This is a genomic window from Flexistipes sp. (genome assembly GCF_036172515.1).
Lineage (GTDB): Bacteria > Chrysiogenota > Deferribacteres > Deferribacterales > Flexistipitaceae > Flexistipes.
In genome coordinates this window covers 1-12,449 of the sequence record NZ_JAXKVW010000004.1, presented here as the reverse complement: position 1 = coordinate 12,449, position 12,449 = coordinate 1, and the positions used below count along the sequence as shown (strand labels likewise).

General features: G+C 40.1%; 11 protein-coding genes and 1 tRNA gene. 2 read left to right on the top strand and 10 right to left on the bottom strand.

Annotated features, from left to right (window positions below; all coding sequences use genetic code 11):
• Positions 1-19: 19 nt before the first annotated feature.
• Positions 20-1,015, top strand: coding sequence for a YhdH/YhfP family quinone oxidoreductase (locus UMU13_RS04200; RefSeq protein WP_328217336.1), 996 nt, complete (start codon positions 20-22; stop codon positions 1,013-1,015).
• A gap of 1 nt (position 1,016) precedes the next feature.
• Positions 1,017-1,643, top strand: a complete 627-nt coding sequence (locus UMU13_RS04195) for a dimethylsulfonioproprionate lyase family protein (RefSeq protein WP_328217335.1) — start codon at positions 1,017-1,019, stop codon at positions 1,641-1,643.
• A 299-nt stretch (positions 1,644-1,942) separates the two neighbouring features.
• Here UMU13_RS04195 and UMU13_RS04190 read toward each other — a convergent pair whose 3' ends face one another.
• From UMU13_RS04190 to UMU13_RS04145, 10 genes are all read right to left on the bottom strand, one after another.
• Entirely contained in the window at positions 1,943-2,836 is an 894-nt protein-coding gene (locus UMU13_RS04190; protein WP_328217333.1) for a DMT family transporter, read from the bottom strand.
• 82 nt (positions 2,837-2,918) lie between these two features.
• Positions 2,919-2,990: transfer RNA gene (locus UMU13_RS04185), tRNA-Val, on the bottom strand.
• A gap of 365 nt (positions 2,991-3,355) precedes the next feature.
• Positions 3,356-3,790, bottom strand: a complete 435-nt coding sequence (locus tag UMU13_RS04180; RefSeq protein WP_328217527.1) for a DUF2062 domain-containing protein — start codon at positions 3,788-3,790, stop codon at positions 3,356-3,358.
• A gap of 22 nt (positions 3,791-3,812) precedes the next feature.
• On the bottom strand, positions 3,813-6,167 hold the full coding sequence (gene lon / locus UMU13_RS04175) for an endopeptidase La (protein ID WP_328217332.1): 2,355 nt from the start codon (positions 6,165-6,167) through the stop codon (positions 3,813-3,815).
• Between the two features lie 4 nt (positions 6,168-6,171).
• Entirely contained in the window at positions 6,172-6,576 is a 405-nt protein-coding gene (locus UMU13_RS04170; protein WP_328217331.1) for an Hsp20/alpha crystallin family protein, read from the bottom strand.
• Complete coding sequence (galU, locus tag UMU13_RS04165; protein WP_328217330.1) at positions 6,560-7,444, bottom strand: UTP--glucose-1-phosphate uridylyltransferase GalU; 885 nt, start codon at positions 7,442-7,444, stop codon at positions 6,560-6,562. Before galU ends, UMU13_RS04170 begins: the two co-directional genes overlap by 17 nt.
• A gap of 199 nt (positions 7,445-7,643) precedes the next feature.
• Positions 7,644-8,432: an AmmeMemoRadiSam system protein B gene (amrB, locus tag UMU13_RS04160; protein WP_328217329.1), complete on the bottom strand. Its 789-nt coding sequence runs from the start codon at positions 8,430-8,432 to the stop codon at positions 7,644-7,646.
• Positions 8,411-9,256 carry a hypothetical protein gene (locus UMU13_RS04155; RefSeq protein ID WP_328217328.1) on the bottom strand — a complete coding sequence of 282 codons (846 nt, stop codon included), beginning with the start codon at positions 9,254-9,256 and terminating at the stop codon, positions 8,411-8,413. The genes amrB and UMU13_RS04155 overlap by 22 nt, the downstream gene beginning before the upstream one ends.
• Positions 9,237-10,244, bottom strand: coding sequence for an aminofutalosine synthase MqnE (gene mqnE, locus UMU13_RS04150; RefSeq protein WP_328217326.1), 1,008 nt, complete (start codon positions 10,242-10,244; stop codon positions 9,237-9,239). Before mqnE ends, UMU13_RS04155 begins: the two co-directional genes overlap by 20 nt.
• Positions 10,241-11,647, bottom strand: a complete 1,407-nt coding sequence (locus UMU13_RS04145; protein WP_328217324.1) for an HD domain-containing phosphohydrolase — start codon at positions 11,645-11,647, stop codon at positions 10,241-10,243. Before UMU13_RS04145 ends, mqnE begins: the two co-directional genes overlap by 4 nt.
• Positions 11,648-12,449: the final 802 nt, after the last annotated feature.

Here is a 12,449-nt window from a genome sequence, read left to right as displayed (position 1 = left end):
AAATATCAGGAGGATGCATATGTCAGAAAAATTTAAAGCTATGGTGATCAGCAAACAGGAAGACAAATTTATCAGGGAAATTAAAGAGAAATCTATTGAAGAGCTGCCTGAAGGAGACGTTCTCATCAAGGTTCACTATTCTTCGCTGAACTTCAAAGATGCACTATCAGCAATAGGGAACAAGGGTGTCACAAGAAACTTTCCTCATACCCCCGGAATTGACGCTGCAGGTATCATCCAGGACTCAAAAGATTCAACATTTAAAGAAGGGGATGAAGTTTTAGTAACGGGATTCGACCTTGGGATGGAAACAGACGGCGGTTTTGGACAATTTATCAGAGTGCCTGCTGAATGGGTTGTAAAACTCCCCGAAGGTTTATCTCTGAGGGAAAGTATGATTTTTGGCACCGCGGGTTTTACCGCCGGTCTTTCTGTATTTGCCCTTGCTGAAAACAATACGACACCGGAAGATGGAGAAGTTTTGGTGACAGGCTCAACCGGCGGTGTCGGCTCAATGGCAATCGCAATACTGTCCCAGGCGGGCTATGATCCCGTAGCCGTGACGGGTAAAAAAGAAAAAGAAGATTTTCTTAAAGAGCTCGGAGCTATAAGAGTAATCAGCAGGGAAGAAGCTGACGATCAAAGCGGAAAACCGATGCTTAAAGGCGTATGGGGGGGCGCTGTGGATACCGTGGGCGGTAATATCCTTGCCACAGCAATAAAAAGCACAAAATACTCAGGAACTGTTACCACGTGCGGTTTAACACAATCCACCGAATTCACATCCAGTGTATTCCCGTTTATACTAAGAGGAGTAAAACTTATCGGTATAGATTCTGTACAGCTGCCAATGGACAGAAGACTGCCTGTTTGGGACAAATTGGCAAACGAGTGGAAGCCCGACTCCTTTGAAACCCTGACAAATGAAATCGGTCTGGAAGAGGTCAGCGACAACATAGATTTGATACTCAAAGGGAAATTGACAGGAAGAACATTAATAAATCTCTGGAAGTAAAATGCAGGCTCAAGGGACACTTTTATTTCTCCACGCCCTTAAAAGATGGTACAAAATCAAATCATCCGGCGGCAGTGAAGAAATAAAAAGACATATGGTGGAAGTGGACAATTTACTGGCAAAAGAGCTCCCTTTGGATACCGTTAATGTGGCGATAAATCCATCAGTTAAACCGGTATGCAAATATTTTGAGATTGCAGTCGATAATGGTATGAAGCATAAAACAAACTATGTTGTTACTCATTTGCAAAAATTTACTTCCATTTTACACTGGCAATATGGATACGGTAAACTACCGGAAGAGATGAAAGAAAATTATGCTTACAGCGAAATTTTAGGCCCCCGGGGGCTCATAAAATCCTCTGATATCGCAGTCGGGGTTGTGTTACTCGCTCCCGGGGCCCTTTATCATTATCACGAACATCCTGCTCTGACAGAATCGTACCTGAACTTATCCGGTTATTTTTCACAGAATGATCAGGCTGTCTACCCTCCGGAATCAATTGTCCTTAATAAGCCTGGAAAACCCCATAAAATCACAAATGATTCTTCTCAACCTTTGCTGTTAGCCTACATATGGACAGGCAGTAAAAAAGCAATATCGGAATCAAAGATGGTTTTTGACTAGAAGTAGTTAGAGGTATTTAGAGGTAGTTAGAAGTAGTTTGAGGTAATTGTAGGTTGTAGAAATAAGCTTTGAATAATTCTGGAAGCAGGGCTTTAGCCCTGCAGGTTTACGGAACTATGCTTAAAAACAAAATGTACCCCCTCTGCATCTCCCCCTAATCCAGGGGGAGAAGAAAGTCCCTTCCCCTATCTTAGGGGAAGGATAGGATGGGGTACTTATTCAAAGCTCCCGAGATTGTAGAGGTTGTAAAAGCCGTAGATTCTGCTAAGATTTTGAACAAATATTCTTCTTGCGTTCAATTATCTATCCTCTGTCCTCTGTCTTCTTTGTATCGACAGCACACACAAACCGGCAAAAATAAAAAATACACCCAGAAAACTTAAAAATGAAGGAGATTCATGCAGGACAAGAATACCGAGTAGAGTTGCAGTAAGCGGTTCAGCCAGTGACAGTGTCGCAGTTTCTGAAACTTTTATCAGTTTTAATCCTCTTGCAAAAAAGAAATACGACACACCGGTTGCAATTACACCTAAATGTATAATGATAATAATTCCTCCTGGATTGAGAAGAGGAGCAACATCATAAATAAATAAAAACGGTGTCAGAAGCAAAGCTCCGCCCAGAAACAATACCGCCATGACTGCATTTACATCATTTGTTTCCAGAAGCTTTTTACTTACCATGGTATAGGAGGCGTAAAAAAAACCCGCTCCAATGCTAAGTATAATGCCGAACACATTATAATTAAGTCCGCTTCCCCTCGATCCATAAGTCGTCAATACCAGACCGATTATTCCGATAAGTGTGGATATCATCCATTTTTTGCTGAGCTTTTCATTATAAAAGAGAAAAGCAAGAATACCCGCCGATATGGGACCGCTGCCGATACCCACCATAGTTCCGATGGCAACTCCGGCATACCGCACACCGTAAAAAAAAGTAAGCTGGTAGGCAGCAACAGATAAAATACCGAATGATGTAATCAGAAAAGGCCATTTCTCAGTCTTTGAGAAGCCTCCCTTATAAAATGCATAGAGAAAAAGAACAATTCCTCCCAGCAAAATCCTGAGCGCCCCGATAACGGAGGAACTCACTTCAGCAGGTGCAAGCCCCTGAGAAGTACCTGTGGTTCCCCACAATACGGCGGCAAGCATGACAAGAGCAAAGCCTTTTGTTCTGTCGGCAGGATTCATCGGTAATAATCACCAGGAAATATGAGACAAGTCACAAATACTCCTTAAAAAGCTTTCAGAAAGGAAAAAAATGAAATTTTAATAGGCGCGGGCGGGATCGAACCGCCGACCCTTGCCACGTCAAGGCAATGCTCTCCCACTGAGCTACGCGCCTTCTTAAATAACAGATATACAAAAAACTTTCCCTTTTTGCAATAAAAAACTTACCCTGGCATTATCAATAAATTTACAAGTAGAGACTTTTGAGTAATGCATTATTATAAATTTTACCACCCCTTAATCCCCTCCTAACTCTTTGATAGGAGGGGAAATAAAGCTCCTCCCCTAATTTAGGGGAGGTTGGGTGGGGTACTTATTCAAAGGCCTCAAGTAAATAAATATTTGAGTAGTGTATTTGTTGAGTGGTGTATTGGTATATTGGCATTAAGCGTTAAGTTTTGAATACCATAATCAAATTTAGTTATTTCACCGGATAGGTTTTTCCCAATGAATAACCATGAATAACAAATGGGAATCGAATCAATCTGAATTCTTTTTGTAAATTTTAATGGCAGCGTATATAAAAAAGAACGTAATGATTCCTGCAAAGAGAGCCATAATATGTGTCCCCACAAAAAACGGCCAGAAAAAAGCTTTCAGATTCACCCAAAAATCCATATATGATAAGTTTTGCCAGTCTATTGAGAGATCGGTTTCACTTTGGAGAAAAAATTTGCCTACCTTGTAGCAAAATCCGTAAATAATTACCAGTGTAAGCGGATTATTAATATATGCTCCTAAAATCAGCGGGTACAGGGGAAGGCGGAAAATATAAGACGCCCCCACAGCCATAACAGTGTGCAATCCTATATAAGGAGACACACCGATCATAACCCCTATTGCCGAAGAAAGGGAAATAACAAGTGGGGGCCTGTCTAAGCTTACTATCAGTAAAAGCTTATCTTTGAATTTTATAGAATTACTCCGTCAGCATCCTTTAAAAAGTATGTTGCAGAACTTCATCAAATTTTTCCACAGCAACTATTTCCAGGCTGTTTTTAACATTTGCCGGCACGTTCACAAGGTCCTTTTTATTCTTTTTCGGGATAATAACCTTAGCCACACCTATTCTTTTTGCAGCAAGAAGTTTCTCCTTCAGTCCGCCTATAGGCAGCACTTTGCCCGAAATGGTGATTTCACCGGTCATTGCCACATCTTTACGCACCTTTTTACCTGTAAATATGGAAAAAATTGCTGTAGCCATTGTTATTCCTGCGGAAGGACCGTCCTTCGGAATTGCTCCGGCAGGTACGTGGATGTGTATATCATAATCGGAAAACATTTTTTCATCAATTTCATATTTTTCAGCAAGAGACTTAACGGCTGTAAAAGCGGCTTTTGCCGATTCTTTCATAATATCTCCCAGCTGACCGGTAACAACCATATTCCCTTTGCCTTTGTACTTATTGCACTCAACAAATAAAACCTCTCCGCCATACGGCGTCCATGCAAGACCTGTGACTATACCAACTTCATTTGTTTTAAGTTCTTCCTCATCCTCAAATTTTCTGGGACCCAAAAATTTTTCAACAGTCTTAGGAGTAATTCTGAATGTTTCTTTTCCGTCACCTTCGGCAACCTTTCTGGCAATCTTTCTGCAGATTTTTCCTATGGTCCTTTCCAGATTCCTGAGACCTGACTCTCTGGTGTAGCCGTCTATAATTTCAAATATTGCTTTCCTGCTAAACTGAACTTTCTTTTCACCCAGTCCGTTTTCTTTTATTTGTCTGGGAATAAGATAGTTTTCGGCTATCTTTATTTTTTCATCCTCCGTATAACCCGGTATCCTGATAACCTCCATCCTATCCTTTAATGCAGGCGGTATGGGATCAAGATAATTGGCTGTGGTAATAAAAAATACACGGGACAAATCAAAAGGCACTCCAAGATAGTGATCCACAAAAGAACTGTTCTGTTCCGGATCAAGCACTTCCAGCAGAGCGGAGGAAGGATCGCCTCTGAAATCCATACCCAGCTTATCAATTTCATCAAGCATAAAAACCGGATTGTTTTTGTCTGTATTTTTTATCCCCTGGATTATTTTACCGGGCAGAGCGCCTATGTATGTCCTTCTGTGCCCTCTTATTTCAGCTTCATCACGGGTTCCGCCGAGTGACATTCTAAAAAACTCCCTGTTCATAGCTCTGGCAATTGACTTCCCCAGGGATGTTTTACCGACTCCCGGAGGGCCAACAAAACATAGAATGGGGCTTTTCATTTTTTTATTAAGTTTACGGACGGCAAGGAAATCAAGTATTCTGTCTTTTACCTCATCAAGCCCGTAGTGATCTTCATCCAGGATTTTTTTGGCATGCTTTATGTTGAGATTATCCTTACTGGATTTAGACCAGGGGAGTTCCACCAGCCACTCCAGATAACTCCGGACAACTGTTGCTTCGGCGGAATCAGGATGCATTCGGGAAAACCTGCCCAGCTGCTTTTCAGCTTCTTCCCTGACTTTTTTGGGCATTTTAGCCTTTCTGATTTTTTCCTGAAGCTCTTCAACCTCTTTACTGATATCATCCTCTTCACCGAGTTCTTTCTTGATTGCCCTCATCTGTTCTTTCAGAAAATATTCCCTCTGACTTTTATCGATTTCACCCTTGGCATCATTCATTATCTGCTGCTGGACTTCGAGAATTGAAATTTCTCTGTTTAAAAATTCATTAACCTTCTCCAGCCTTTTTTCAGCTTCAATCTCTTCCAGAATCACCTGAGATTCCTCAGCTTTCAAACCAAGATTAGCCGCTATAATATCGGCCAATTTGCCCGGCTCATTGATTGTTTCAATCACAGCCAACAGGTCAGGCAAAAGCGGTTTTCCAAGATTAACGGCTTTGGACAACTGTTCCTTCACATGACGTACAAGAGCTTCAGATTTTAACCCTTCTTCCGGCTCACTCTCCTCTATCAGATTGAGTTTCACCTTGTAAAAAGGATCTTCCTGAGCATAACTGTCAATTTCTGCACGTTTTAGCCCCTGAACAAGTATTTTCACTCTGCCGTCAGGCAGTTTCAGCATACGCAAAATAAGTGCAGCGGTTCCTATTTTGTAGATATCCTGAACATCAGGCTCTTCAATTTCAGCGTTTTTCTGAGAAGAAAGAAATATCATTCTCTCTCCGCTCAATGCTTCATCCACTGCTGCAATACTGGCATCTCTGCCGACATAAAGAGGAAGAACCATATATGGAAATACCACCATGTCTCTGACAGGCAGTAACGGAAGTATCTCAGGAATTTCTAAATTTTCATTAACATTTTCCACTTCTTTTTCCCTCCCTGATTTCAATTTATCATTTCCTTTTTATTTTTATTATCAGTACGCCGTCTTTCAGTTTTGCAGAAATATCATTCTCATCCACTTCATGGGGAAGTCTGACTATTCTTCTGAAAGGGGTAAATGTTCTCTCCATCCTGAAAAATGTTACCTTGCAGTCAGGTTTGTCAGCAATTTTACTCCCTTCGATAATAAGATATTCTTCATACAGTAAAACATTAAAATCATCAAGCTTAACTCCGGGAAGTTCAGCAAAAATTTCGAGATTCTCTCCCGTATCAATAATATCCATAAGGGGAATGCTGGTTTCACTGATGCTCCGCTTCATCTTTTCGGAATAGTCGATTAATTTACCTATTTTATCGCTGATAATTCCGTGCACCAAAACAATTTTGTTTGCAGGATCAAAGTCTTCCATCATTCACCTTAAAACCGGCTGCTTCAAGTATTTGTTTAAAGTCTGCGGAAATATCTTCCCTTTCCAGAGCAAAGTTTACAACAGCCTCCAGATAACCGGATTTATTACCGCAGTCAAACCGTCTGCCCTCATATTCGTAACCGTATACAGCATTTTTTGACGCCACAGCATTTATGGCGTCCGTCAGCTGGATTTCTCCCAGTGCTCCGGATTTCGTATTGCCAATTTCATCGAGTATCTCTTTGGTAAGTATATACCTGCCGATAATAGCCATATCCGAAGGCGGATTTGTTTTAGGTTTTTCAACCATTGTCTTTAGTTTATAAAAATTATCTTTTACTTTTTTGTCTATTTCGATAATCCCATATTTATGGGCATCTTTCTTTTCCACTTTGCAAAGTGCAACAACAGGAGCATGGGTTTCTTCAAAATTATCTATAAGCTGCTTTGTAACAGGCGTTTTGTATTTCATAATATCATCGGGCAAAATCACGGCAAAAGGCTCATCACCAACAACGTCCCGGGCACAGTAAACGGCGTGTCCCAGCCCTTTCTGTTCCTTCTGCCTTACCGATACAAATTCGCACATATCGCTTATATTTCTTACTTCTTCAAGCAGCTCTTTTTTACCTGAGTTTTCCAAAACCAGCTCAAGATTCGGAGATTTATCAAAATAATTTTCTATTTCGCTTTTGCCTGCACTTGTAACAAAAATTATCTGCTCAATTCCTGATTCCACAGCCTCTAAAACAGCATAATGAATTAACGGCTTGTCAATAAGTGTAATCATCTCTTTTGCCACAGATTTGGTAGCAGGAAGCATTCTGGTCCCAAATCCAGCAACAGGCAGCACTGCTTTTCTTACTTCCATAACTCCTCCTTAGTCAGTTCAACGTTCAATGTTTACCCTGTTAAAGAATGTACACATATTTACCAGCCTTTGGCTGGTGCTAGCTGTCAAAGGCAGCCAGGCGAAGCCGAATTTAACGGGGTTCAACGTTTCCTGCCACGTAATCAAGTTTATATGGCAGGATAAATACCTCAACAACCTCAACTACCTCTAAATACATCTAACTTATAATTATCCCTGCATAACCCACAACTTGCGACGCATCACCGCTCGTCTCCGCACTTGTTGTATGCTCCACAAGTGAAGCCTTCAGATTTTCTTTGTTATCAAGTGACTCCAAAGCAACAACGGTGGGGATAATACCGCACATCGATATGTTTTTGCTCAAAACAGTGTCATAAAGCCCCTTGCTGTCCAAATCAAGGATGCGGTTGATGGCATCAAAATCTTTCTCATTCGTTGTTTCAAGATCTTCGAAATGGTTGAAATCCGAACTTACAACTATCATTGAATCAGTCTCACTAACCAAATCTTTCAAAACTTTCCCCGCATTTCTGCAGTCTTCAAAGCCTAAGCCTTTAAAAGCAATAGGGACAATATTCAAGTCGTCCCTGAAATATTTTAAGATAGGAAGCTGAACTTCCAGGGAATGCTCCTTCACATGGGCTAACCGGTCTGACTCAAAACCTTTGTCCATGAGCTTTTCCACCATATTTTCATTCACGGGGACATCACCCAGCGGGCAGCTCCATTTACCTCCGGGATACACGGCAATCCTGCCGCCCGCCCCTGTATGGTTCGGTCCCAGTAAAATTATATTTTTGGGCAGCTTAATCCTTGAAATTGTTTTAACAACTGTAGCACCGGAAAAAACATAACCGGCATGAGGTACAATAATCATTTTTGCTTCCTGAGCCGTTTCGCTGCCTTTATTTGACTCAATAAAAGATATTATTTTATTTTTGTCAGAAGGATAAAAAAGACCGCTTACAACTGTATCCCTGTACATAAATACCTCCCTGCCTTATGATACCAGTCTTCCGGCATCTGAGCCGAAAGGCCGAAATAGCTGTAATCATTTATAATCAGAAGATTGTCAGCTGTAACGTTCATTGCCCACGGATAACAGTTCCTTGATATTTCACTTCTGTAAATTTCCTCGAATTCAAATTTCTTTAAAAAAGGCAATTTTATTTTCAATTTGTCCAAAATATGCTTATGTAACTTACCGACAGTATACAAGATATCGTCTTTTGCAAAAATTTCCACCCTGTAGTAATCGGAAAAGAAAACCACATAATCCCTGCCAAAACATTTTTTGGCATCAAAATCCGTTTTAAAAGCACTGAGGTAGAGTTTTTCCAGTTTATTTTTATAAGTGAAGTAAGGCAGCCAGCCGGTTATATACAATTTCGAAGGATTGATATTTTTGGTAACTTCTCCAAAATCATCGAAAACGGGGGCTTTCAGATCCGGCAGATGTTCTTTTACAGTATGTCCAGCCATCATCTGCAGATCCACATAATTCGCATTGGGAAAAAGACTTTTGTCACAAAGATTACTGATATGCCTTTTTATAACATTCCGTTTAAAAAAACCGCTTTTAAAGGAATACACATTTTTATCCCTGCTTTTCTGCTTAACACCGGGAAGATTGGTTCTAAGACATCTGTTTTCATCTAAATAAAACAATTCATCCGCCCGGATTCCAGGCAATTCACCCGTAAACATATATTCGACATTGCTGCCAAAATCAGCGGCAGCCCGGGAGATTTTGTACATATTTACAGATGGGTTTACAAAAACAAGGGAATTAATATCTTTTGACTGCATTGTAAAACGAATCCCTTTCCACAGGATTGAAACCTGCACTTTTAATCATCGAAGTAAGCTCATTCAACGATAATGTCCTTTCACTTTTTTTGCCTGCAGCATAGGTTATATTCTCTTTAATTACGGTTCCGTCCAGATCATCCGCTCCGAAATAAAGTGCTACCTGTGCAAGCTTCACCCCAAGCATAACCCAGTAGGCTTTAATATGAGGAACGTTCTCAAGCACAATCCTTGAAACTGCAATGGTTTTTAAATCATCAATACCCGTGGGTGGTTGTTTATGGGAAAGAAACGTGTTTTCAGGGTGAAACTCAAGAGGGATAAAAGCAACAAATCCTCCTGTCTTTTCCTGCAAATCCCTGATTTTTTCCAGATGCTCAATTCTGTCCCCTTTACTCTCCAGATGACCAAAAAGCATTGTGGCATTTGTTTTTATTCCGTTATTATGTGCTGTTTCCATAATTTCAAGCCATCTGTCTCCACTTATTTTTTCAGGGCAAATCTGTTTTCTGACAGCTGGATTAAAAATTTCAGCCCCGCCGCCCGGCATCATCTCCAGTCCGGCATTTTTCAATTTTAAGAGAACTTTTTCAACACTTATTGAGGCCAGTTTGGCAAAATAGTCAATTTCAACAGCGCTGAAAGCCTTTATGGTCTTTTCAGGGAAATTTCTTTTAATCTCTGTCAGCATATTAACATAAAAATCGAAGGTTTTTGAAGGATGCAATCCGCCCACAATATGAATTTCACTGACGGATTCGCCTTTACTGCCGATGTAATCTATTATCCCGGGAATATCCATTTCATATGAATCATCGTCCCCTTCATCTTTGGCAAAAGCACAAAACCTGCAGTGGCTTACACATATATCCGTATAATTCACATGGAGATTATCCACAAAAAAAACATCATCGCCCCAGAGCCGGCGTTTTATTAGCATTGCCTCATCAGCAAGATCAAACAGTTCTTTATCAAAAAGTGTACTCATATAATTTGGTTTCCTTTCAAAGCGCTTTTGAACGCTTTTACAATTTCCGGGTCAAACTGTGTTCCCGTACAATCATCAAGCTCCTCCACCGCTTCTGTTATTTCCTTTTTCGGTCTGTAACTTCTGTCGGTGGTCATCGCATCAAAAGAGTCAGAGACCTGAAGTATTCTGGATCCCAGAGGTATTTCATCTTTAACCAATCCATAGGGATATCCCGTACCGTCCATTTTTTCATGATGGTACAATACATATTGTGGAACATCTCCGAGAAATTCAATAGGTTCCAGAATCTCTTTACCGAAAATAGGATGTTTTTTCATCTCTCCATACTCATAATCTGTCAACTTGTCAGGCTTTATTATAATATCTGTTGAGACACCGATTTTTCCGATATCATGCAAAAGCCCTGCATAAAACATAAGATCACGGAACTCTTCATTAAAACCCATTTCATCCACAATCATCAGCGAATAATTCTTCACATTCTCAGAGTGCCCCCGTGTATAGTGATCCTTGGCATCAACCGCTTTGGATAAAGAAGTAACAGTCTCCACATATCCTTTGGATAAATCTTCGTATGACAGTGAATTCTGCAAAGCCATGGAGCATTGACTGACATAGATATTAAGAACCTTAACATCAATATCCCTGAAAGTATGGGTACCTGTGTTATATGCCGCAAAGATTCCCCATAGGCCCTCGGTTCCAAACATTGGCAGAATAATATAGTTAATATCCTGACCGTTTTTTTTGTAATGTCCGGTTTTTGATTCATTTTCAGAAAAAGCTATCAGAGAGCGTTTGAAGCTGAATTTGTCATTCAGAAAATTCTTAAAGTCTTCATCAAAATTGTGAGACTTTTCAATCTGACGTGTAAAAAGTTTTATATAAAAACTGGATATTTTCAATTCATTCTTTATCACACTCTGAAGCTGGCTGAGTATTTCATCGTGATTGAGTGTTTTCGAGAAAAAATTGCTGGAATCGTAGATTGAAACAATCTGCTTAAGCTCAAGAACCTGCCGTTTAAGTTTCTTACTGTCCAGAGCCTTCTGAATTTTATTAACAAGGTTATCCACTTTAAATGGTTTTGTTATATAATCAAAAGCACCTATCTTGACACTTTCCACAGCAGAGTCCAGACTGGGATAACCTGTAACGAGCAGAATCTCAACATCTTTAAATCTGTTTTTAACCTCTTTTAAAAGGGTAATGCCGTCCATTTCAGGCATCTGAATATCGGACAGGACTATATCCACATAATGAGCGGACAAAATATCCAAAGCATCTTTTCCGTTGTCTGTGCAAATAACATGAAAACCTTCCGTTTCGAGAATTATTTTCACACTGTCTCTGATATAATCCTCATCATCCACAACAAGAACAGTAACATTTTCATTCATACGGCACCCTCAAAATAATAAACACCTAAAAATCCATCACTTTGTAAACAGGAATTATAAAAACAGTAATCGCATATTTAAAGAGCTTTGAATAATTCGCTATTTTTAGTTTTCGGCCAGGGGACTTAATAATTAAGTGCCTTGGTATTCCCGCATGCTTGGCAACACCAAGTTTCAAACCAAGCTTTGCCCGGCTGAAGCCGCGCTTCCTGAGTTATTCAAAGATCTTTATTATTAAAATTAACACAACAGCATACCTAATTCAACTACATTTGCTTTTCTCCAACGATTTATGTATTTATATGCGGCAGTCCTCCCGTAGGCGGACAAGTGCTTAAAGTAGGGATTTTTAAAAGTATTTAAAGCAGTTGAGGTAGTTGATGTATTTATCCTGCCATATAATCTTGATTACGTGGCAGGAAACGTTGAACCCCGTTAAATTCGGCTTCGCCTGGCTGCCTTTGGCAGCATTAGCAGGGTAATTAAGGTACCAACAGCGTTCGCCAATAGCAAATATACCAATACACTACCCAGCCAATATATCACTTAAACATCTAAGTTAATCAATCTACTTCCCCTTAACCTTAACCTTAACCTTAACCTTAACCTTTACCTTTGCTTCTCCACTTCTCCACCTCCCTGCCTCTCCACCCATAACCCATCACGCATCACGCATCACGGTGATGTGGTACAAAAATAATGGACAAAAAATTAAGCACCTATTATACAAATAAGAGAGAGGTGCAAAATGACATCGAGACGCAGGAGTTATACTGCAGAATTTAAAGAATCTGCAGTAAGA